17 protein-coding genes and 1 riboswitch are annotated in these 23,269 nt (G+C 55.3%); of the genes, 6 read left to right on the top strand and 11 right to left on the bottom strand.

Annotated features, from left to right (window positions below):
• Window positions 1–10 precede the first annotated feature (10 nt).
• Together CBE72_RS15680 and CBE72_RS15675 are read right to left on the bottom strand one after the other, a co-directional pair.
• Window positions 11–385: a curli production assembly/transport protein CsgE gene (locus tag CBE72_RS15680; RefSeq protein WP_052248079.1), complete on the bottom strand. Its 375-nt coding sequence runs from the start codon at window positions 383–385 to the stop codon at window positions 11–13.
• A 322-nt stretch (window positions 386–707) separates the two neighbouring features.
• The gene (locus CBE72_RS15675) at window positions 708–1,547 is read right to left on the bottom strand and encodes a cobalamin-binding protein (protein WP_478010356.1); all 840 of its coding nucleotides are present in this window, start codon (window positions 1,545–1,547) and stop codon (window positions 708–710) included.
• A 303-nt stretch (window positions 1,548–1,850) separates the two neighbouring features.
• On the opposite strand from CBE72_RS15675, the gene CBE72_RS15670 reads away from it, so the two are divergent.
• The 5 genes from CBE72_RS15670 to CBE72_RS15650 all read left to right on the top strand — a co-directional run bounded on the left by CBE72_RS15670 (window position 1,851) and on the right by CBE72_RS15650 (window position 9,639).
• Window positions 1,851–3,263 carry a glycerophosphodiester phosphodiesterase gene (locus tag CBE72_RS15670; protein ID WP_229671995.1) on the top strand — a complete coding sequence of 471 codons (1,413 nt, stop codon included), beginning with the start codon at window positions 1,851–1,853 and terminating at the stop codon, window positions 3,261–3,263.
• Between the two features lie 10 nt (window positions 3,264–3,273).
• Window positions 3,274–5,625: a PEGA domain-containing protein gene (locus tag CBE72_RS15665; RefSeq protein WP_100144839.1), complete on the top strand. Its 2,352-nt coding sequence runs from the start codon at window positions 3,274–3,276 to the stop codon at window positions 5,623–5,625.
• Window positions 5,626–5,637: 12 nt separating this feature from the next.
• Window positions 5,638–7,311, top strand: coding sequence for a hypothetical protein (locus CBE72_RS15660; protein WP_100144837.1), 1,674 nt, complete (start codon window positions 5,638–5,640; stop codon window positions 7,309–7,311).
• Between the two features lie 73 nt (window positions 7,312–7,384).
• Window positions 7,385–7,951 (top strand): hypothetical protein, encoded by a 567-nt coding sequence (locus CBE72_RS15655; protein ID WP_100144835.1) that lies wholly within the window; start codon window positions 7,385–7,387, stop codon window positions 7,949–7,951.
• Between the two features lie 416 nt (window positions 7,952–8,367).
• A complete protein-coding gene (locus CBE72_RS15650; RefSeq protein ID WP_100144833.1) occupies window positions 8,368–9,639 on the top strand; it encodes a hypothetical protein in 1,272 nt (423 codons plus the stop codon).
• A gap of 274 nt (window positions 9,640–9,913) precedes the next feature.
• Here the strand turns inward: CBE72_RS15650 and CBE72_RS20155 are convergent, their stop codons facing one another.
• The 9 genes from CBE72_RS20155 to CBE72_RS15610 all read right to left on the bottom strand — a co-directional run bounded on the left by CBE72_RS20155 (window position 9,914) and on the right by CBE72_RS15610 (window position 18,706).
• Window positions 9,914–10,270 carry a hypothetical protein gene (locus tag CBE72_RS20155; protein WP_144360944.1) on the bottom strand — a complete coding sequence of 119 codons (357 nt, stop codon included), beginning with the start codon at window positions 10,268–10,270 and terminating at the stop codon, window positions 9,914–9,916.
• 486 nt (window positions 10,271–10,756) lie between these two features.
• The gene (cobO, locus tag CBE72_RS15645) at window positions 10,757–11,371 is read right to left on the bottom strand and encodes a cob(I)yrinic acid a,c-diamide adenosyltransferase (protein ID WP_100144831.1); all 615 of its coding nucleotides are present in this window, start codon (window positions 11,369–11,371) and stop codon (window positions 10,757–10,759) included.
• Window positions 11,361–13,082: a cobyric acid synthase gene (locus CBE72_RS15640; protein ID WP_229671997.1), complete on the bottom strand. Its 1,722-nt coding sequence runs from the start codon at window positions 13,080–13,082 to the stop codon at window positions 11,361–11,363. Before CBE72_RS15640 ends, cobO begins: the two co-directional genes overlap by 11 nt.
• 74 nt (window positions 13,083–13,156) lie before the next feature.
• On the bottom strand, window positions 13,157–13,753 hold the full coding sequence (gene cobU, locus CBE72_RS15635) for a bifunctional adenosylcobinamide kinase/adenosylcobinamide-phosphate guanylyltransferase (protein WP_100144827.1): 597 nt from the start codon (window positions 13,751–13,753) through the stop codon (window positions 13,157–13,159).
• Window positions 13,750–14,526 carry an adenosylcobinamide-GDP ribazoletransferase gene (locus CBE72_RS15630; RefSeq protein ID WP_028781210.1) on the bottom strand — a complete coding sequence of 259 codons (777 nt, stop codon included), beginning with the start codon at window positions 14,524–14,526 and terminating at the stop codon, window positions 13,750–13,752. The genes cobU and CBE72_RS15630 overlap by 4 nt, the downstream gene beginning before the upstream one ends.
• Entirely contained in the window at window positions 14,526–15,590 is a 1,065-nt protein-coding gene (gene cobT / locus CBE72_RS15625; RefSeq protein WP_071237202.1) for a nicotinate-nucleotide--dimethylbenzimidazole phosphoribosyltransferase, read from the bottom strand. The genes CBE72_RS15630 and cobT overlap by 1 nt, the downstream gene beginning before the upstream one ends.
• Window positions 15,591–15,607: 17 nt before the next feature.
• A complete protein-coding gene (locus tag CBE72_RS15620) occupies window positions 15,608–16,678 on the bottom strand; it encodes a FecCD family ABC transporter permease (protein ID WP_229671994.1) in 1,071 nt (356 codons plus the stop codon).
• Entirely contained in the window at window positions 16,675–17,616 is a 942-nt protein-coding gene (locus CBE72_RS15615; protein ID WP_100144825.1) for an ABC transporter ATP-binding protein, read from the bottom strand. The genes CBE72_RS15620 and CBE72_RS15615 overlap by 4 nt, the downstream gene beginning before the upstream one ends.
• 99 nt (window positions 17,617–17,715) lie before the next feature.
• Window positions 17,716–17,852: riboswitch (cobalamin riboswitch) on the bottom strand.
• 95 nt (window positions 17,853–17,947) lie between these two features.
• Window positions 17,948–18,706 carry a histidine phosphatase family protein gene (locus CBE72_RS15610; protein WP_100144823.1) on the bottom strand — a complete coding sequence of 253 codons (759 nt, stop codon included), beginning with the start codon at window positions 18,704–18,706 and terminating at the stop codon, window positions 17,948–17,950.
• A 241-nt stretch (window positions 18,707–18,947) separates the two neighbouring features.
• Between CBE72_RS15610 and metH the strand changes: the two genes are divergently transcribed.
• Window positions 18,948–22,667 (top strand): methionine synthase, encoded by a 3,720-nt coding sequence (metH, locus tag CBE72_RS15605; protein WP_100144955.1) that lies wholly within the window; start codon window positions 18,948–18,950, stop codon window positions 22,665–22,667.
• Window positions 22,668–23,269 lie beyond the last annotated feature (602 nt).

The following is a 23,269-nucleotide window of genomic DNA, read 5'->3' as shown; positions in this document are numbered from 1 at the left end:
TGCTTGCTTCCTAAATTCCATCCCAATGGGATCCCAATTCCCCTGTCATGGATTGGGCTCTGACCGAGGCGATATAATCTATGGTCAAGAGAATCGCCTGTTCGGCCCGCTCCTTGATGGGACTGGCTCTGCGGCCAAAATGGGTTTGGTAAATACGAGTACCGTTAACCTCCAGTGTCAGCAAGGTGCCGGCCTGAGGGAAAACCGTTTCGTAAAGGGTGACATTGAATCCCTGGGTAAAGGGCAGATCCCGCCAATACCCCGAGTAGTAAAAACCAAAATCCTTGCCAAAGCGGGTCAGGGTTCTGTCTATGACCAGACCACTGATCTCTATGTCATCCGCCTCGGCTGCGGCCAACGCCGGAGCAGGCGCAAGTGTCAGCATCAGTAAGCACAAGATACAGCGCATGGATAACAAGACAGAGTGCGACATTGTCCCCGAAAATTCCCTTTATTGCCTGAAAAGACCATTCCTTTAACAAGAGCATTACATTAACAGCAGCGCCGGAACCGAGTCACCCGCCAGCGACATATTTACCTGAAAAATAGCTATTTCGGCTGAGTCGAGATCCGTTAAAAACCACCCGAAAGTATGACTCGCTGTTGCGGTAACCACATCCGTTCCAGCAAACCGTTATCCCAATATTTTTGCTGACAATAAAGGTGCCTTTAACCGATAAACATCAGGAAATAACCGAGTCGCGGCATCATGGTTTTGCCTTGGCATTCGCTTCACGGGCCTTGTCGAGCACCTTGCAGATAGCCTCAACACCTTCCAGCGCCCTTGGGGTCGCCCGGTGCAGAATATCGGCGTTAAGTGTGTAGATTTGTTCCGTTTTCACCGCTGGGATCTCCTGCCATTGGCTCCAGTCCAACCGCTTGCCATCGCCCTTTTCATCTGTCTTGATGATCACCTCGGGTTGACTGAGAAGCACATTTTCCATGCTTACCTGCGGATAGGGTGAACTGCTGTCCTTGAAGACGTTGTTGCCATGGCAGACTTCCAACAACTGCTGGATCCAACTGTCCTGGGCCACTGTCATCAAAGGCTCGGACCAGAGTTGATAGAACACCTTGATCTCCGGCTTGGCGGCATTGTCCCGGCGCAAATTTGCCAATTGCTGCCGGTAGTCGGCAGCCACTTCCCCGGCCTGCTGTCTGTGACCGGTGAGACGCCCTAGCTGTTCCAGCTCTTCGGCAATGCCTTCCAGGGTCTTGGGGTCACTGCCGTAAATGCGATACCCAAGCTTGGTCAGCTGTTCTATATCTTCGCTGCGGTTGCCCGTGTCCCAGACCACCACCAGATCCGGATTCAGCTCTATCACTCTTTCTATCTGTATGCCGTAGTAACCGCCTATTCGGGGAATGGCCTTGGCGGCCTCGGGGAAATCGGCATAGTCTGTGGTGGCCACTACCTGTTCACCCGCGCCTATGGCAAACAGCATCTCCACCGCATGGGGAGAGAGCGCCACTATGCGCATGGCGGGCCTGGCACTGACGCTTTTGTTGCCCCCCTTGTTGACTGCTTTGTCGGGCGACTTGGCCAGGGCGACAGGGCTCAGAGCCAAACTGCAAAGCAGGCAGAGTATCAGTCGGTTCACCTGGTTTCCTTGGTTATTCACAATTGTGCTTCAAGCATACCTCAAGCAAGTTGTGAGTAAAACGCGCGGCCCTGGTTATGCGGCCGCAAAAAAGCGCACCATTTGACCAATTAAAAGTCAGCCAATGTTCAGTTTTGAGACAGCACAAGTAAAACTTGTTAAACATTGGCATTACAGGTTGACCGAGAGTAAATAATTAATTTTAATACCCTTAATTTATAAATACTTATAGAGCACCAAGGAACCCCTGTGCGTCTCTTTTTCGTCCTGATATTTTGCTGTTTCGGCCTGCTTGGCGGCTGTAAAAGCACCCCATCCGCCCCAGAACCTCAACCCGTAGATCCGCAGAAACTGGCATTGGAACAAGCCTTCAACGCCAGAGGCTTTACTCTGTCAGCACTGGATAACATCAATTATCTGGGGGCCAGGCAGTGCAGCAACCTGGAGCTTCAGGCCCACAGAGGCTCGATACGTTTTCCGGAAAACTCGCTGGAAGCCGTCATAGATGCCCTGGATAACCAGTTCGATGTGATTGAAATCGATGTGCGCCTGACCCGGGATGATGTCTGGGTCATTCATCACGATGGCCGTACCGGACGTGAAACCGGCACCATAGACAATAAGCGCCGCAAGATAGAGTCGATTCGCTATGAGAAAGAGTGGGGCTATCTGCGCCAGCGGGACATGCAAACCGGCGCCCTCACAGATACGGTACCGCCCAACTTTCGCCAACTGGCGCAGGTGTTCAGTCGTTATGCCCATAGCGGACAGAAGCTGAATATTGAGATCAAGAGTCGCGCCGGCAGCCGGGATCTGGAGATGCTCGACTATCTGGCCTTCAGTATCATAGGCCAGGGGCGCTACTTCTACAGCAGTCTGGAGCTGGAAAACCTCAAAAAAATGAGGCAGATAAACGACGCTGTTTTCCTGTCCTTTATCCAGAGCCCGGCCAAGGCCTCGATGAACAAACTGGCGGCCGATATGAAACGCGGCGCAGGTCAAGACCCCATCTTTTTGCGTAATCAATCCATGCTGGAGGATATTCAGGGTTACGCCAACCGCCGCTACAGGGAAAAACGCTACGATTCTGCGGCCGGACTCAATAAGCTGAAAAAGGCGCTCAAGTCCAACTTCGGTATCGCCCTGGACATACGCCACTATCGGCGAAACGCCCAAGGCTTCAAGTCATTGGCCCATAACCGCGGCATTCCTGTGGCCAGCTATACCATCAATGGTCATGATTACCACGAACAGAGCCTGCTGGGACTCAAGCGCAGTCAACTGCCCGACTCTGTGATTATCGACGACAGTCTCTATGGTTTTTGCAGCCGCTTCGCCCTGCCGCCCATGCTGCCTTATCAAGGCAGCACTGAGCTGACCCGCAAGCTGGCCACGCTGCCCAAGGATCTGGATCTTTCCAAACTCTCTTTGCTGGAAACCTACTGGCCCAACGGCCTGTATCCGGCGGTGGATGGCAAACTGAAGTCCTTCAAGACAGGCGCTGTGGCCAATAAAAGCAAGGCGTCCCAGTCCGAGGCTGGCGGCGGCTTTGTTCCTGTGATCATGAAAACCCAGGCCGGCCCCAGAGAAAACCAGACCCAAGTAGACCTCACCGCAGATGACGCAGTGAAAATCGAGCTGCGCCGCAGCGAGCAGCAGTGAGGAACCAAGGATGAAAAAACTATCCTGGCGGGTATTTTTCCTGCTGCTTAGCGCCGCCTATCTGATCCCAGAGGCCATCTTCAACGCCCAACTGGTTTCTTTGGTAGGCTTGGGCACCCCCAAGCCCGAACAACTCGAACACCTGGAGATTTACGGCCGCACCATTTCCGGGATAGGTGTGACCCTGCTGCTGGCCGATCTCTTGCCGGCACGGCTGTTCAAAACCGGCCTGAGAGGCAGCCTGACCCTGTTGCTGCTCACCTTGTGCGTCTGGCCCAGCGTGTTTTTCGGTCAAAAATACCTGATAGAGCAATGGCTGATTGAACCCTCTACCCCGGAGCAGCGTCAATACGCGGCCTACAGCGCGGCGCTGCGTGATGCCCTGGCGGTTAATGCGGTCGAAGTCGAAGGTCTCAACTACGACCCCCAAGAGCTGCACAGCTCTGAAAACCTGACCTTTCTGGCCCTATTCGGCGGCCTGGCCTATGCCGACCACAACCTCACCGACAACCTGGATGATTACAAACAGAAGATCATTCACAACTTCGTGCAAAAGCGGGCCTATCGCGACTTTGACCAGCACTATCACGACTTTGGTCAACTCTATGATGAGCTGTCGGCCAGCTATCGCAGTTATGCCGAAGGCTCCAACCGCTACAACCAGACCCTGGCGGGGATCCCTGAGCGGGAGATGGGTTACTGGCAAAACATAGAGCAAGAGGTCAATCAGGGATGGGGCAAGTATCAACAGGCGCAAAAGGCCCATGTGGCCAAGGCCGGTGCCAGGGCCCAGGAATACGGCCCCAAGATCTTCGCCTACCACGAAGACACCAACCGCTGCCAGGAACGCTACAAGAAGTCGTCCCAGAAAGAACGTCGCTATCAATGTATAGAACGGGAAAACGCCCGCTACAAGACAATGATCTCCAAGGCGGGGCTCGGCTACATAGAACCCAACTACTGGTTGATAGTCGAAGACATCAGCACAGGCGAAAACCTGCTGTCCAGCGCCCTGTTCGGGGTGATGACCGCCGGTGTCGGCACCGCCATGCAGGCGCTGAGCCTGGCCACTGGTGGCGATGGCGGTCTTAAGGACAAACGCTATAAGTACACAGACGATCCGGATCATTACCAGCGCCTGTTCTTGGCCCATCCCAAGTTCCAGGCGATGTTTGAAAAGGAAACCGGCTATCCGTTCAACATAGCGTCACTGGCCGACTTCAGGGTGCATCCTGTGACTCAAGTGAAACTGCGCCGGGCCCTCAAGGCCAAGGGGCTGAAACTGCCGGACAGCTGGCATATCAACAATCGTCCGCTGTTTAGTCAAAGCGTGGCCAAGACGGTTAAGGCTGAAGCCGATGCCCGCTGGCAGAGCGAGATGCGTAAACGCGGTTTGGACTTGCCCATCAACTTAAGTTGGAACGCCTTCCAGTTGCATCCGCAGATCCAACGCAAGATAGCCGCTCGCATGGGCGATCTCTATGTGCCTAACGTCCGCGCCGACTGGAACCAGGCCAACTTCAAACGCCATGTGCTGGATCCCAACATCCAGAAACGTACCCAGAGTTACCTGCAGATGCTGGCCGAGTCAGAACGTGAATTTGCCGATGGCGGCCGCTATGCCGAGCAAGGCAAGCAGGCGCTGCGATCTGTGATTATTCCGCCCATCTCCATGTCACTCAGCCTGTTTTTGATCTGTATGACCTTTATCAAACTGCCGCTGAAGACGCTGCAGCTATTCCGCCCCGGCGCGAGTCAAGCAAGTGGCAGCGAAGACAGTACCGGCATAGATGAGAATGCCACTGAAAGTGCCAAGTCCGGCAAACGCCGCTGGCTGGCATTGACCGCCAAGCTGTTGCCGCCCCTACTGCTGCTGACCTTGCCGGTGCTTTTGGTGCAAAACCGCTACACCCAGGATGATACCAGCCCGGTGAACTACTTCCTCACCAAGGTGGAACAGTCCGGCAATATCGGCTTTGCCTACGCCCTGCGCTGGACACTGCACGCCCAGCCGCTGCTGCATCCTTTGGGGCTGAGCTTTGAGCAACACACGGGTATCTATCAGGCCTTCTCGCCACTGGCGCATTCACTGGCCAAGATAGACTTGCTGCACAAGAGCACTCCAGCGCCACTCAAGGCCAGCGAGCTGGCACCGACCGAGACACGCCTCAAGGTCGAAACCAATGTGAACAACGCAAATATCAGGATCATGAACATAGGCCCCAAGTATCACCCTGGGATCCGGCTTAAACCGGGCAACTACGATGTGCAGGTAAGCGCCCCCGGTTATCAGACCTACCGCAAATGGCACAGCCTGAATGGCGGCGAACAAACACTGACAATCCGTCTTTTACCCCATTGACAAGGAAACTGAATGCACCACTGCAATCAACCCATTTATGCCAAGGAAAACTTCTGCGGTCACTGCGGAGAGTCCCTGCCTGAGCAGCCCAAACTGAAGAATATTGAGGATGTCGCCCCTGAGATCCTAAAAGATCTTAAACCCCACTATTCCGGCGCCAGGACGTTCACCGGCCGGGTCAACTCCAGCTTCCTCTACAAGCGGCGCCGGGTAGACAGTGGCAATAACCTCACCTACAGCTACTGGTGGCTTGAGCTGGAAGACAAGGACGGCAACATAGAGCGGGTCAGTGTCAATGCCGAGAACAAGTTCTACGACCAACTTCGCCGCGGCGATGTGCTGACCTTGTTCTACCCGACAGACTACACCCTGAATTACCGCATCGAAGGTAAAGACGCCAAACGCCTGGTCAGCCATAACCATATGGCTCCGGCAGCCATCAGTCATGAAGCCGACGGTCAACGCTCCACCATAGTGCCCGACTATGAGCCGGGTAGCCAATCCAGCGCCTTCTGGTGGCTGCTGCTGGGGATTGCCAGCGCCTTGTTGCTGTACTTTGGTGCCAAGCAACCCACAGAAATCGCTATCGGGGTAGCCGTGGTTCTGTCTGTGGTGTGTTTCATTCTGGAGCGTCAGCGCAACCAGAAGAAACACACCAGGGAACTGCGCCGCTACGAGGCCCTGCAACTGGCAATGAAACGCCTGTTGTCTGTCACCCAAGAAGCGCTGGGCTACCATATCGCCCAGCGGCCGAGAAAAGACTCGGATATTTTCTGCTTCAAATGCCAGAGTCGCATCGACGGCGAGCACGGCTACTGTGTTCAATGCGGCAGCTCGCAGCAGCAAGCACCGGCAACGGCCGCCAACAGCCTCAGTGTCCGCGATGAGGAAGAGGCCATGATGCGGCAATACAGCCTGAGTTACCGTGAGCCCTATCTGCACAAGCATGTCTTGGCGGGCGATGAAAAGGGTGAAGTCAGCGTCTCCTGTATCATGGGCAAAGTGCTCGACAGAAGTGCCAGCGCCAGTGTCGATGACTTCACGGTCACCACCACTAAAACCACCACCACAGACCATTATGTGGGTAACAGATTCTCCCACAGCACCACAGACACTGAAACCAGCAGCCATCGCAGCCGCAGCTCCAACGTTGATGGCGAAGTCTTGCTGCAACTGGCCGATGGTGAAGTGCGGGAGATGCGCTTCGGCGAAGATCTGTTGGGGGATCTGGATGTGGGCGATTGGATGATTTACGCCAGCTCAAGGGCCAAATTGGGCGTTGATGACTATAACCGTGAGTACGCCTATAACCTGACCAAGAGCAAACGTTATAACAACACATCTTTCCAGCAATACGGCAAGCTCAACGGCGCAGGCACCTGGATCTTGTTGGCGATTGCCGCCTTGATCTTCAACTTCTGGGGCCCGGATCATATCTGGTATCCGCTGTTCGATATGCTCTACTTCCCGCTGCTGGATCCCATCTACAGCACCTCCTTCTTTAGACACAACCTGACCCTGGTAGTGTTTATCATGGTCAGTGCAGTACTGCTGGTTTGGACCCTACTGTATGGTCGGCGTAACCAAGAGCGTAAACGTAAACTGCTGTCACGCCTGACCGACCATATCGACGGTTTTACTCGCGCCATCCCAGAATTGAAGGAAAAGCTTAAACGTATGGGCTAACGCCGGTTTATACTCCCCAAGCCACCTCACGAGGTGGCTTTTTTGCCCCAGAGAAAAATATAGAGAATTGAGAATGCAAGTAGCCTATATAAACGAAGACATTAATGAAGGGGAATCACTATTTAGTGCGGTCGATATTCGCTCGTCACTTTATGATGACAATGACTTTATCCCAACAAGTTGTCTGAATGAGATTGTATGGCAGGACACTGACATCCTCGATATTGAAGCGCTGGACTTAATCAGAGGGGGCGCTTTTAATGTTACCAAGGAGATAGCCGAATTAATCATGAGCTTTGACCCTTACGGGGTTGAAGTCTATCCCTCCAAGTTAACCTGCGCCGGCTCATGGGTTTTAACCGATCGTTATATACTGGCAGTAGACAACTTGGTGGATGCCGTTGATACCGAAAACAGCATCAAAATAACCAACGCTACCAGCCGGTTTTTCTTATCAGCTGAAAAAATCAACAAACTCCCCGAAAGTAAGAGGCACGTATTCAAACCGATCGGAATGACGAAAACATTCTTCTCTATTGAATTACTTGAAGCCCTCATACGCCTGGACGAGGAAGGAAAGATAAACACCAGCATTGTGGCATTCTCATTCGATACATCTGAAGAGACACCTAGAATATAAGCCTTTAAAGCGGATGCACCTGGCTATGAATCCTACCAAGAATGCCGCCCGGCATCTTTATATGGAGCGGATCAGCAAACATTGGTTTGAAGCAATCGAAGCGTTACCGAACCATGCGATTCAATAGCCTGGGTTTTACAATCAGAAAGGCCACTCATGGGCACCCCGCCTTAATGGCGGTAGCCCCCGAAAAATAACCGTTGCACTAAAAGCCCCATACCGCAGCCATTTCCCCCTCCCCCTTGCCCCCTATAAACTGATGACAAAGCAGGACTGTTCACGATAGCATAAGCGAATGAAAACCATCATTCACTAAGCCCCTCATTTTAATTGTAAATACAGGGGTATTTTGCGAAAAAATGATGGCAAAAGCCCAGCTACAAGCTTAATGAAACAACTCGCAACAAGGACTTTGCATGAAACAAGGATTGGTATTTCTTGGCCTGGCCCTGGGTGGCCTAACCCTCAATGTCAACGCTCAGCAGTGCGATCTCAGCATCACAGGCACTGTGCCCGAAGGGATTAGCCTGGATAAGTTGGTCGTTTCCACCTATGACAAGGAGCTACCGGTCACCAACAGGGACTACTCCCTGTGCGCCAGCAAGCAAGATCTCCAAGTCGTGGGCCGCCATAGCCCCAACAACACCATCTACCTGATGGATAAGAGTGGTGCCATCCCCAGAGGTATCTATACCGCCGAAGTGTTTGTCCAGAGCGAGGCGATCACCTTGGGCCCGGCTTCCAGTTTGACCAAGCAAGCCTGTAACCTGCGCTGCGGCTACTATGCCAGCCAAAGGGTACAGAACTCCAAAGAGTTGCAGCAACTGGCGGCCGAATACCAACGGCTGTCCGCCACTGATGGCAAGGCGATTGGCGCCTTCCTTAGCCAAAACCAAGCCAAATTAGATCGAATCTATTACGGCGATATCCACCCTAAGCCATCAGCCCCAATAAGCACAGGCGATCTCTGGGTCGATCCCTACAGCGGCGCAGGACTCTACTTCGATGCCCCCGAAACCATACTCAACAGTACCTTTAGAGATTATGTGAGCATCGAAGCCAGAGCGGCGCGGCAGCAGGATGAGGCTGTCGCCGAAGCGATGAAGCAGCATAAAGCTTCACTACAAGGCTTAATGAAGGGTTTCAACAGTTGGCAAGAGCGGGTGGAGGCCGTCAACAGAGTCAGCGCTGAGCTAAAGGCCGGCCAGGATCCGGCGGCGATAAAGGTGGCGCAAATATTCGAGCGCGGCCTTGAAGAAGCCGAGGCGACTCTTAAAAGTTACCTTACCAACGACAACAAGACCCCCATCGCATCTCTAACCCAGGCCAACAAGACCTTCGAACTCTTGTTGGCCGACTGGACCAACGCCGCCTATATCCACAGCAAGGACAAACAGGCCTTCGCCGCCCTGTTCAGTGAGCAGTTTAAGCAGCAACTGCCAATACAAGATCGCGAGTTGGACAAGGCGCTGAGCCGCCTTATCGATCTGCCAAACCATCTGGGGAAGTTGTCTATCGAGGATGGTTATCAACACATTCAGCTGGAGTTTAACAATCTCCTGCCAGACTCGAACCAAAGCTATGACTTTAAGGATGCCCTGCACAGCGTTAGCTTCGTGTATGAGAAGGGAGCCTGGCGACTCGACAGCGTCAGCCAGCTGCCCATTCGCCACTATGATAAAGGCTAGATATAAAATGGGAGTCAAAGGGGTGAGTTTGAATCAACACCTCAGCCCCTTGATTCCCACTCTTTCAACAACTCTGGCATCTTGAATTTGTTCACTCTTAACACGTTATTTTTATCAAAATACAATAAACCAAGCCAAAGCAACAATTTATAAATCATAGCAAGCCATCATATTATCTAATCTCTTTATCATAAGTTTTCATCAATTTGGCCAAGGGAGTCATATCAATGTCATGGTCTTAAATTCGGGGGAAAGGTCAGTTCATTATTACTTGTTAGGGTAAAAAGTTAAGATCACGCCTAATCCACCTTGCTTGGTATCTTGCAGCATGCCCACCAGTTTCTAAATATATGACAAATGTAGCCATACACGAATCACAACGATATACATCACTACCGTTGTAAGGGTAATGCGACAAACTCACAGGAGCCATATCTGAAAATGGATTACTACCATTTTTGCTGTAAGTCTGATAACCGAGAAAAGTCATTGGTTCTATTTTACCCATAAAATGAAGTTTGTTTTCCAGGCCATCAGAGTTAGTCAAATGAAGCTTGGATTCCTTTCCGCACTCAGAACAAGAATTAGATTCTTGTTCTGCTACAACATTGAGTAACTCATCGATATTCATAAAGCCCTCAGAACAGAAAATCAAAATGGGAAAAGATGAGTCACTTCAATCCCTAAACCAATGCATCTATTTCAAACTGTTTGCGGCTGTGGCTAAGCCATCAAGGTTGCTCAGCCCATGAGCATACAATGAATATGTGATTGGGTGAGCCGACGCAGACAATAACGCCACGGTCGCAAACAAAAAATAAAGCACTGACAAAGCCGCCGAGTAGCTTTAGTTCCTGAGCAAATGCACCTATTTCAAACTGTTTGCGGCTGTGGCTAAGCCATCAAGGTTGCTCAGCCCATGAGCATACAATAAATATGTGATTGGGTGAGCCGACGCAGACAATAACGCCACGGTCGCACAAAAAGTAAAGCACTGCAGTCTGATCGAGGGCTGACAAAGCCGCCGAGTCGCTTCAGTCCCTGAGCCTAGTTATCCTAGGTGATGGGATGAAGCTACGCTGGCAATACCGTCAGCCTCGAAGAACAGGCTGCAGATTCAGTAGTCGAAACCAAGCTGCGCTTTAACCCCCGCCTCAAACGCATGCTTCACGCTATTCACCTCACTGACAGTATCCGCCAATTCAATCAGTTGCCTGTGGCAGTTGCGGCCAGTGATGATCACATGCTGCATGGGGGGACGATTTTGCAACGCATCTATCACCCGCTGCAGATCCAGATAGTGGTAGCTGACCATGTAGGTGAGTTCATCGAGCAGGAGTATGTCTATGCTGGCATCCTGAAGCCATTTTTCGGCGGCCGCCCAGGCCTTTTCGGCGGCGGCGATATCCTTGGCTTTGTCCTGGGTGTCCCAGGTAAAGCCTGTGCCCATGACTTCGAACTTGACCCCGGCGCCTTCCAGTAGCTTGCGCTCACCGCACTCCCAGGTGCCCTTGATAAACTGCACCACGGCACCCTGCTTGCCATGACCAACCGCGCGGGCCAGAGTGCCAAAGCCGGAGGTGGACTTGCCCTTGCCGTTACCTGTCACTACCAGGAGTATGCCCTTCTCTTCGGTGGCAGCCGCGATTTTGGCATCCACCGCCGCTTTCACTTTCTGCTGCCGCTGCTTATGACGCTCTGCCTTGATATCGGTTTGATTATTATCGGTCACCCGGGTCTTCCTCTTTGAATATGTTGATTATTTTATTGAAATCCAGATGTTGCTCCAGCACATCGGCCAAACGATCCAGCTGTTGCTGGCGCTGCTGATTGATATCCACGGCATGGCCCTGTGGCGCCGTCATCCCGGCCCAGGCGAGCAGTAGTTCACAGGCTTCTGGGCTGTCAAACAGGCCATGCAAATAACTGCCGAGAATTTGATTATCCTCCGACAGCAGGCCTTCGCTGCGGACTGCAGTGAATTGTGTAGGCCCTGCGATTTGTGAAGGTACTGTGGTTTTTGCAGGCTTAGTGATTTTTGCGGGCTCAGTGACTTTTGCAGGCTCAGTGATTTTTGCGGGCTCAGTGGCACTGACGCGGTTGCCGTCACCGCCTCGCTCATTAAGCAACAGTGGCTGGGTGCATCTGTCCGGGATCCGCGACGCTCCGCAGTGGATCTCATAGCCGGAGACTGACGCCGATGATTGCCCAAGCCTCAGGGTACCGCTGACATTGAGCAGCTGTTTTTCGACTTGCAGCTCGGTAGTGAGCGGCAGGTAGCCCAGCCCTTGGCTGGTACCGGGCAAGTCTTCCAGCCCCAAGGGGTCGGCAATGCTCTGCCCCAGCATCTGAAAGCCGCCGCAGATACCGATAAGCTTGCCGCCATAGCGCAGATGGCGGGCTATGCCCTTATCCCAGCCCTGTTGGCGGACAAAAGCCAGGTCGGCGCGCACATTCTTGCTGCCGGGCAACAGCAGGAGATCCAGCCCTGGAAGTTCGCCCTGATGGGTCGGCCCTATATAACAAAACTCGATATCCGGATGCAGCCGCAGCGGGTCAAAGTCGGTATGGTTGCTGATCCTGGGGTACACCAAGACGCCAACTCGCAGTCGCGTCCCAGTTCTTTCAGATTGAGTTGTTTCAGATTGAGCTGTTTCAGATTGAGCTCGTGCTGATTGAGCTGTTGTCGGCTGCTCGGTAGCAACCTGAGACTGAGTAGTGGGCTGCACCAGTGCATCTTCGGCGTCCAGATGCAGGGCATCGAGGTAGGGCAATACGCCCAATACCGGCTTGCCGGTGTGAGCCTCGAGCCAATCCAGCCCAGACTGCAACAATGAGATATCACCGCGAAAACGATTGATCACAAAGCCTTTTACCCGCGCCTGCTCACTCTCGGACAACAGGGCCAAGGTACCGACCAGGTGGGCAAATACCCCGCCCTTGTCGATATCGGCGATGAGGATCACCGGGCAGTCCACCGCTTCGGCAAAACCCATATTGGCAATATCGCCCTGGCGCAAATTGATTTCGGCCGGGCTACCGGCGCCTTCTACCAGCAGCCAGTCAAACTCCTGCTGCAACCTGTGCCAGGATGCCAACACCGCCTGCATGGCAGCGGCTTTATAGTCACGACTCTCGGGGCCGAAAAAGGCGGCCGCTTCCAGGCTGGTCAGCGCCTTGCCCTGAATTATCACCTGCGCCTTGGTATCTGAGCTGGGTTTAAGCAATACCGGGTTGAAGTCGATTCTCGGCTCAAGACCGGCGGCCACCGCCTGCAGCGCCTGGGCCCGGCCAATTTCGCCGCCATCCCGGGTGACGGCGCTGTTGAGCGCCATATTTTGCGGCTTGAAGGGCGCCACTCGCTGACCATGACGATGAAACACCCGGCAGAGTCCGGCCACCAAGGTGCTCTTACCGGCATCCGAAGTGGTGCCCTGCACCATAAGGCTGCGGCCAGGCCGGGCCAGAGCCGACAATTCAGCTTTAAGTTCTGCGCCATTATGGGGTACTGGATTACTCATACCTTACCCCGCTGATCCGGGCTTGTACCCGAAACGCTCAAGCCCAGGGAGCCACTGCTATCAGAGCTCACAGGCTTTAACGCCAGCGGTAAACCTGCGACCACCAGAGTGACTCTGTCGGCCTTGGCGGCCAGCGCCTGATTGAGCCAACCGGCCTCATCGACAAAACGCCGACTCAGCTCCCCAAGCGGCACTATGCCGGAGCCGACTTCGTTGCTCACCAGCAGCAGATCGCCGTCAAACCCGGCTACCGCCAGCAGCAAGGCCGCGCGTTCGCAAGCCATATCGGCACCTAAGCAGAGCTGATTACTGAGCCAAAGCGTCAGGCAGTCTACCAATACCGGCGCTCCAGAGCCTGAGCGCTGCACAAGCGCCTTGGCCAAATCGAGCGGCACCTCGGCCAACTGCCATTCGAGGCTGCCGCCTTGGCGTTCAGTTTGATGGTGGGCGATACGCCGGGCCATCTCCTCATCGGCGGCCTCGGCCGTTGCCAGATACCAGGGGCGGACATTGGCCGGGCACAAGTCGGCCAGTTGCCGCTCGGCGTAACCACTCTTGCCGCTGCGGGCACCGCCCAGAATTAGATGGATCATGCAGGGCTGCCCCCCAATGCCAGCAACAGCATATAAACCGTCAGCTCACTCACCTGCTGCGCCGCTCCCAGGGTATCGCCGGTGTAACCGCCAATCTGGCGCCGGAACCAAAACACCAGGGCCCAACGCAGTAACAACATGGTCGGCAGTAGCCAGAACAGCAGCGTGGTGGACAGCAGTGCCGTCAGCACAATTCCAGTCAGCAGCAAAATACCCAGCTCATTGAGCCCCTGCTGCTGCGCCAGAGGTTTGCTCTTGCCCTCATCGCGAACATAGGTTTCGCTAAAGATAATGCTGGCCGCCGTCACCCGGCTGACACAGTGCGCCAATACCAGGGCCAGCGCCGCCTGGTTGATGTCGTAAAGTGCCAACTCCAGCAGTAACTGGTACTTGAGCAGCAACACCAACACCAATGCCAAGGCGCCATAGCTGCCAAGGCGGCTGTCTTTCATGATTTTCAGTTTATCTTCTACCCGCCAACCACCGCCGAAACCATCGGCGGTATCGGCCAGGCCATCTTCATGAAAACCGCCGGTAACCAGCACACTGCTAATCATCGCCAGCACTATGGCGATGGAGCTTGGCAATATGCCGGCGGCCAGCAGCAACACCAAGGCGGAGATCAAGCCCACCACCACGCCCACCAGGCCAAAGTAGCGGCTGGCCTTGTTGAGGCTGTCGCTATCCACCGTCAGGGCGCTGGGCACAGGAATACGGGTGAAAAAACCTATTGCGATCAAAAACAGCCGCAGCTGCCCGAGCCAGAATCCCATCAGAACACCTCTTGGGTAGCAGGCTCTACCACCTTGTCGACCCCGGCTTCACCAAAGCTGGCCATCTGGTTGTAGAAGTTGGCCGCCGCCTGCACCAAAGGCAGCGCCAGCGCCGCGCCCGAGCCTTCGCCCAACCTGAGCCCAAGCCGCAGCAAAGGCTTGGCGGACATGGCCTCGAGCAGCAACTTGTGGCCGCGCTCTTCAGACTCATGGGCAAAAATAAGATAATCCCTCACCCCCGGCGCCAAACGCACAGCCGCCAGCGCCGCTGTCGACGCGATAAAACCGTCCACCAGCACGGGCACGCCAAATTCGGCCGCCGCCAACATGGCTCCTGTCATCTGCACTATTTCAAAGCCTCCGAGGCAGGCGAGGATACTGAGCGGCTCGGTCAGCTCGCAGTGGTGCAGCAGCAGTGCCTGCTCTATCAGCAGGCATTTGCGCTTAAGCGTCGCGGCATCTATGCCGGTGCCGCGGCCAACACATTCACTCACAGGCAGACCGGTCAGGGCGGCCATCACGGCGGCGGCAGAAGAGGTGTTGCCTATTCCCATCTCCCCCAGCGCCAGCAGGTTGCTGCCGGCATCGATATGGCGTTTTACCAAAGTGCGCGCCATGGCAAACCCTTGATGCACAGCGCCCAGAGTCATGGCGGCGCGTTTGTGGATAGGCCCGGTACCGGCGCCCAGACGTTGCTCTGTAACCTCGGGGATCCCCAAGGGGCTGAGAATGCCGCAGTCAATCACCTCCAGCTCGAAGCCGGTCTGGCGACAAAACACATTGATGGCGGCGCCGCCGGCAACAAAGTTGAGCACCATTTGAGTGGTCACCTCGCTGGGAGCAATCGACACCCCGGCCGCGGCAATACCATGGTCGGCGGCAAACACCAGCATCACGGGGCGGCGGATGACCAACTCATCAGTGGCGGAACCGAGCTGAATGCGCCCCAATTGCAGCGCCAAAGCCTCCAGCTCACCCAAAGCGCCAAGGGGTTTGGTCTTGTTGTCTATGCGGGCCTGAATCGCGTCATCCAGCGCGTGATTGATTGCTGCAACCTGGTACATCCTTCCCTCTCTTATCGTTATTGGCCGCGTTTACGCAGCACCATCAGGAAAAACAGACTGCCGATGGCCGAGGTGATCACCCCCACCGGCAGCTCTTGAGTGGGCAGTATGCTGCGAGCCAGCACATCGACCCAAACCATAAACAGGCCGCCCGCCAGTGCCGTCAGCACCATGGGATGCTGCCCCGGCAGCAACAACCTGACAATATGAGGCACCATCAGCCCCACAAAACCAATTCCGCCGCAGTGGGCCACCAGAGTGGCGGTAATAAGCGAGCATAGCAGCAGCATGGAAACCCTGAGCCTTTGCACCCTGATTCCCAGAGTGTGGGCGGTTTCATCACCGGCAAGCATTGCCAGTACCTGGCGCTTGAAGGCCAGGATCACCAGCAAGGCCGCCAGCACTACCAGAGTGGGCAGTCCAAGCCCATCCCAACTGGCGCGGGCAAAACTGCCCAGGCTCCAAAACAGCAAGGAGGTGGTAGCCTGCGGGGTGGAAAAATACAAGATCAAGCTGGTGAGGGCGCTGAACATAAAGGAGATGGCGACCCCGGAGAGCAACATTCTCTCTATCTGGTTGCCGATATTCCTGCCCGCGAGCAGCAGTACCATAAGCACAGCCAAACTGGCACCGATAAAGGCTCCCAGCGGCAGCGATACCCCGGAGATGGCCGAACTCAGCCCAAGGCCGGTCGCCAGGGCGACCGAGACCACGGCGCCGAAGCTGGCGCCCGAGCTGATACCGAACAGGTAAGGATCGGCCAGCGGGTTGCGGGTCACCGCCTGCAATACATAACCCGACAGTGCCAGACCGCTGCCGGCGATAAAGGCCAGCAAGATACGCGGCAGGCGCAGATCCCAGACAATACGCTCGCTGATGGCGGACGGCTCACCCACGCCCAGCAGGTGTTTGCCAATTACTCTTGCCACATCGAAGAGGCTGATATCGGCAGCGCCAAAACCGGCGGCGGCCAATGGTGTCAACACAGTGCCGAGCAGCAACAGCAGCCAGCACCAGTAAAGTCTGGGCAAGGGTTTGAGAAACCAGCCGATAAGCGAGCGCCCCGGTGCGGCCATGGAAGCATTCATGCGCCACCTCCCACCGAGCCTGGGTGCCGGTCAGTTTCCTTGTGAGCAACACAGGTTTCGGCCGAGGCAGGCCCTGCCATTGGCTCAACTATCGCAGCGCCTTGAACCTCGCCACTGGCGAGCGCCGCCGAGCTTACAGTCTTGCCGTGACCAGGCTCTGACGACTGATAGCCGTAAAAGTAGTGGATCAGCGGCCTTCCCAACTGCGGATGCGTCCCCACCTGGCAGCAGACACCGAAGACACCGGCAATTCTGTCTTCGGTCAATACGCTCTGGGGAGAGCCGTGGGCAATACGGCGGCCGTTATCCAGCAGCAAGAGTTCGTCACACAGGGCCGAGGCCAGATTGAGATCGTGAATCGAGGCGATCACCGTGACCCCCAGGCTGCGCACCAGCTCGAGGATCTGGATCTGATAGCGGATATCCAGATGATTGGTGGGCTCGTCCAGGATCAAAAGTTTGGGGCGCTGTACTATGGCGCGGGCAATCAAGGCCCTTTGCTTCTCACCGCCGGAAAGCTGCGCGAAAGGCTCTGCGGCCTTGTGCTGCAACCCGACCTGCGCCAATGCCGCCTGCACCTGGGCCTTGTCGGCCGCCGATGGCATATCAAACAAACCCTTGTGGGGAGTCAGTCCCATGGCCACCAATTGAGTCAGATCCAGTGCCAGTTGGGCCGGGGTATCCTGCAGCACCACGGCCACCTCTTTGGCGAAGGCTTTGGCTGACAAGCTATTGATATCCTGCCCAAACAGCTGGATCTGGCCGCTGTCCGGGCGGATATAACGATAGAGGCAGCGCAGCAGGCTCGACTTACCGGCACCATTGGGGCCTATGAGCCCGAGCATCTTGCCGCTTGGCAGCTCAAAACCCACATCGGCCAATACGCTGTGACCACCGGGAAGCCAGCTAAGCTGTTGCACCTTGAGTGCCAGGCTCATAACCGCCCCCCGACATTGAGCCTGTGACCGGCAGAAGGCTCAAGCTGCAGTGGAAGAATCATCTATTCGCTCCCCCGGTTTACCCGCCCGGGTTTCTGGTTTGGTTTATCAGCCTGGGCAGGTCTCCTGACTCGTCGCCAACGGCGACTCACAGTTGCGGGCACAGTCCGGGCTTTCCCGGTTCCCTGGGTTGGTTCACCTGCAAAGGTGCCAACACCCTGGCTGCTGCCGCACTTGGCGGCCATTTGGGGTTATTATCCCGGTTTTATCGCCCGGCACAATTGCCTGACGCAATAGCGCAGCACAATCACCGCCGGACGCTTGGTCCGCACTATTGCGGCCAGTGGAGCTTGCTGAAACACTGCCATTCCTGGCCACTTTCACCGCTGGCATCACGGCTGGCATAGAGGGTTATTCTGACCCAGGCCGCATAAGGTAGCTCCAAGGCGTTGAACACTGCCGCAGGCGGCATTTGCCCCGGCAGCAAAATCTCGGCCAGCAGCAACCGGATAACGCCGCTGTGAGTCAGGATCATTGCCGCATCGGCGCTTGCTGAGGAACCAGAGCCTTTTGAACCAGAGTCTTGCAAACCAGAGCCTTCGGAAGAATTAGCCTCTCTCGCAAGCCAGCGCTGCACCATAGTCTGCCAGCCATCCAACACCCGGCTACGAAAGGCTGGCAGCGATTCCCCGCCCGGCGGAGTATTGGCCACAGGGTCACGCCAGAAGGCTTCGGCCGCCTCGCTATGCTGCTGATAGACACTCGCCACCTTCATGCCGTCCCAGTCACCGAAGTCCAGCTCCCAGAGCCAGTCATGCTGCTGCAGCGGCGCCGGGAAATAGTCAGGCATATCGGCCTTGAGCTCGGCGGCAAAGGCCTGGCAACGCTGGGCCGGAGAGCTCAGCAGCGTCAGGCTTTCGGGCGGGCTCGGCAACTGTTCCAGCGCACTACTGATAGCCCGCCAGCTGCGCCACATCTGCGCTTTGCCCTCATCGCTCAGGGCCACATCACTGCGGCCGCGGATAATCTCGCCGCCTTCACATTCACCGTGCCGCAGCAGATAGATATTCAGTTGCCTATGTTCAGCCACACACTTCTCCCGTCAGAGTCCGGTGGTTACCGGGCCAATTTAACCTTGCCGCAGGCCGCCGGAATCCGTATATTATGGACGTCTATACGTATAAATGTCCAAAATAACTTTCCGCGCCCACACACGCCTTTGGCTATCATGCCAGATAGTGTCCCGGGCGTCAGGTCGACAGAGATGATGTCGCGGATGCCAAGCGCCGCGAATGTAAAACAGCAATAAGACAGGTATGAAAGGTAACCCTATGGCGACTTCCCAGCACTCCCCAAGCCAGACAGAGCTCAAGCTCAAACAGACCCTCAAAGAGCGGATCCTGATTTTAGATGGCGCCATGGGCACCATGATCCAGGACTACAAGCTGGAAGAAGCCGATTACCGCGGCGAGCGCTTCAAAGATTGGCATTGCGATGTCAAAGGCAACAATGATCTGCTGGTACTGACCCAGAGCGAGATCATCAAGACCATTCACAGGGAATACCTGCTGGCCGGTGCCGACATCATAGAAACCAACACCTTCAACGCCACCACCATTGCCATGGCCGACTACGAGATGCAGAGCCTGGCTGCGGAAATCAATTACCAAGGCGCCAAAATCGCCCGCGAAGTGGCCGATGAAGTGGCCGCCACCAGCGGTATTCCCCGCTATGTGGCCGGGGTGCTCGGCCCCACCAACCGCACCTGCTCCATCAGCCCGGATGTGAATGACCCCGGCTTTCGCAACATACATTTCGACGATCTTGTGTTGGCCTACAGCGAATCCACCGAGGCGCTGATCGCCGGTGGCGCCGACATCATCCTGGTGGAAACCATCTTCGATACCCTCAATGCCAAGGCGGCGCTGTTTGCCATCGAAAATGTGTTCGAGAAACTGGACCAAAGGTTGCCGGTGATGATTTCCGGCACCATTACCGATGCCTCGGGCCGCACCCTGACAGGGCAAACCACAGAGGCCTTTTACCATTCTCTCAGACATATCAAGCCTCTGAGCATAGGCCTCAACTGCGCCCTGGGCCCGAAAGAACTGCGGCCCTATGTCGAGGAGCTTTCCCGTATCAGCGAGTGCTTTGTCTCGGCGCACCCCAATGCCGGTCTGCCCAATGAATTCGGCGGCTATGACGAGACTCCGGCGGAGATGGCAAGCGTGATAGGCCCCTGGGCCGAAGAGGGACTGCTCAATATTGTCGGCGGCTGCTGCGGCACCACGCCTGCGCATATCAAGGCGATTTCTGAAGCCGTTAGCCTTCATGCACCAAGGCCGCTGCCTGAGCTGCCGGTGGCATGTCGCCTCTCCGGACTGGAACCCCTGACCATAGATGCAAGCAGCCTGTTTGTGAATGTGGGCGAGCGCACCAATGTCACCGGCTCGGCCAGGTTTCTCAAGTTAATCAAAGAAGGCCAGTACGAAACCGCGCTGGAGGTGGCCCGTGACCAGGTGGAAAACGGCGCCCAGATCATAGATATCAACATGGATGAGGGCATGCTCGACGGGGTCGAGATGATGCAGAAATTCCTCAACCTTATCGCCTCAGAGCCGGATATCAGCAAGGTGCCTGTGATGATCGACTCCTCCAAGTGGGAGGTGATTGAGGCCGGGCTCAAGTGCATTCAGGGCAAGGGAATAGTCAACTCCATCTCCCTCAAAGAGGGCGAGGCCAAGTTTATTGAACAGGCCAAACTGGTGAAGCGCTACGGCGCCGCCGCCATCATCATGGCCTTCGATGAACAGGGCCAGGCCGACACCCGAGAGCGCAAAACCGAAATCTGTACCCGTGCCTACCGGGTGCTGGTGGATAAGGTGGGTTTCCCGCCGGAAGATATTATCTTCGACCCCAATATCTTCGCCATCGCCACCGGCATAGAGGAGCACGATAACTATGCGGTGGACTTTATCGGCGCCATTGAAGATATCAAGGCCAACCTGCCCCATGCGATGATTTCCGGCGGGGTGTCCAACGTTTCTTTCTCCTTCCGCGGCAACAACCCGGTGCGGGAAGCCATTCATGCCGTGTTCCTCTATCACGCCATCAAGGCGGGTATGGATATGGGCATAGTCAACGCCGGTCAGTTGGCCATCTATGACGATATCGACCCTGAGCTTAAGCAGAAGGTAGAGGCCGTGGTGCTCAACCTGCCCTGCCCGGTTGCCGACTCCAGTAACACAGAGCAGTTGCTCGAGGTCGCCGAGAAGTATCGCGGTGGCCCGGGCGGCGCAGGCAAGAAAGAAGATCTCGAATGGCGCAAGTTGCCGGTCAACAAGCGCCTGGAACACGCGCTGGTGAAAGGGATCACCGAATACATAGACGCCGACACAGAAGAAGCGCGCCTGCAGGCCAAGCGGCCGCTGGATGTGATTGAAGGCCCGCTGATGGACGGCATGAACGTGGTGGGCGATCTCTTTGGCGCCGGTAAGATGTTTTTGCCGCAAGTGGTCAAGTCCGCCCGGGTGATGAAAAAGGCGGTCGCCTATCTCAACCCCTATATCGAAGCCGAAAAAGTAGAAGGCCAGAGCAACGGCAAGGTGCTGATGGTCACGGTCAAGGGCGATGTTCACGACATAGGCAAGAACATAGTCGGGGTGGTGCTGGCCTGTAACGGCTACGAAGTGATAGATCTCGGTGTCATGGTGCCGGTGGAGAAAATCATCGAAGTCGCCAAGGCCGAAAAGGTCGACATCATAGGCATGTCCGGGCTCATTACCCCTAGCCTGGATGAGATGGTACACAACGTTAAAACCTTCGAGCGCGAAGGTCTGACCCTGCCGGCGATTATCGGTGGTGCCACCTGCTCCAAGATCCATACCGCAGTGAAGATAGCGCCTCATTATCCCCACGGCGCCATCTATATTGCCGATGCATCGCGCGCCGTGCCCATGGTCAGCAAGCTCATCAACAATGAAACCCGCCAGGCCACCATAGACGAAACCTATCGCGAATATGAACTGATGCGCCAAAAGCGCCTGTCGCAGACCAAGCGCAAGCAGATAGTGCCCTTGCAGGTAGCACGGGATAACCGCTGCAGCCACGACTGGGCCAACTATCAAGCGGTGAAGCCCAACACCCCGGGGATCCAGGTGTTTGACGACTATCCGCTGGAGGACTTGCTCGATCGCATCGACTGGACGCCGTTTTTCCGCGCCTGGGAATTGCACGGTCATTTCCCGCAAATACTGGATGATGAAGTCGTCGGTCCTGAGGCCCGTAAAGTCTATGCCGACGGCAAGGCGATGCTGGAGCAAATCATCCAAGAGAAGTGGCTCACCGCCAAGGGGGTTATCGGCCTCTTTCCCGCCAACAGCGTCAACTTCGATGATATCGAGATCTACACAGATGACTCTCGCAGCCAAGTGTTGTTGACCACCCATCATCTACGGATGCAGCTGGAGCGGGTGGGCAACCACAACTTCTGTCTCTCTGACTTTGTTGCTCCCAAAGAGAGCGGCGTGGCCGACTATATGGGGGGATTTGCGGTCACCGCCGGCCATGGCATCGATGCCCATATTGCCCGTTTCGAGGCGGCCCACGATGACTACAGCGCCATCATGCTCAAGTGTCTGGCCGACCGCCTGGCCGAAGCCTTCGCCGAGCGGATGCACGAGCGGGTGCGGAAGGAGTTCTGGGGGTATGCCAGCGAAGAAAACCTGGATAACGAGGCGCTTATTCGTGAAAAGTACAAGGGCATACGACCGGCTCCCGGCTACCCTGCCTGCCCGGACCACACGGAAAAAGGTCTGCTTTGGCAGCTTCTTAAACCAGATGAGTGTATCGACCTCAAGATCACCGAAAGCTTTGCCATGTACCCCACGGCGGCGGTCAGCGGCTGGTACTTTGCGCACCCGCAATCACGCTATTTTGGGGTAAGTAACATAGGCCGAGATCAGGTGGAAGACTACGCCCGCCGTAAAGGGATGACAGTGGCCGAAGCCGAAAAATGGCTGGCGCCTGTGTTGGATTATGATCCTGAGTGATCTGACAGGCTCTTAAGCGAACAACTGAACCGTTCAGGGGCTCTCACCGTTTCCCATCAGAGCCCCTGATTGCTGACCATTGTTTCCCTTTAAAACAAGCGCTCCCCAAAACCCGTTATTGCCTCCAATCACAGCCCTCTGGGCTTTCTGGTGTAAAGGCCGCGAAAACATCAGCATCTATATCAGCGGTGTTGAATATCCCGAAGGATAATTGGCAATGAGTCAGCTTAGGTTCAGGAAAGATAAAAACATGTACTCCCCAACCCGCCAAACAAAACCTAACCAACTGTTAAATAATAAAATTATATGAATTAGCTTGGGACATCGACGGCTAATAACGCCTTACATCCAAGCAGGTAAACCGACGCTACGCACGCATGGGACTTGTTCACAACTCGCCTGACAACTCCAACTTGGTTTATTTGAAATACATATTTAAATCATGTAGATACAATCTTTGGCAACGGTAATCTCAGCCTCTTCCTCTCCGCTCATAGTTATCACACAAGATCTGGAACTATCTCTGTAACAAGGCTCTTATTGTTCTATTTTTTGAGACAAAGAGACACACAGTTACGGGCTTCTATCACCGCTTTGCTTAC

Origin of the sequence: Shewanella carassii (genome assembly GCF_002777975.1) — a bacterium.
Lineage (GTDB): Bacteria > Pseudomonadota > Gammaproteobacteria > Enterobacterales > Shewanellaceae > Shewanella > Shewanella carassii.
This window is presented reverse-complemented; position numbering and strand designations above follow the sequence as displayed.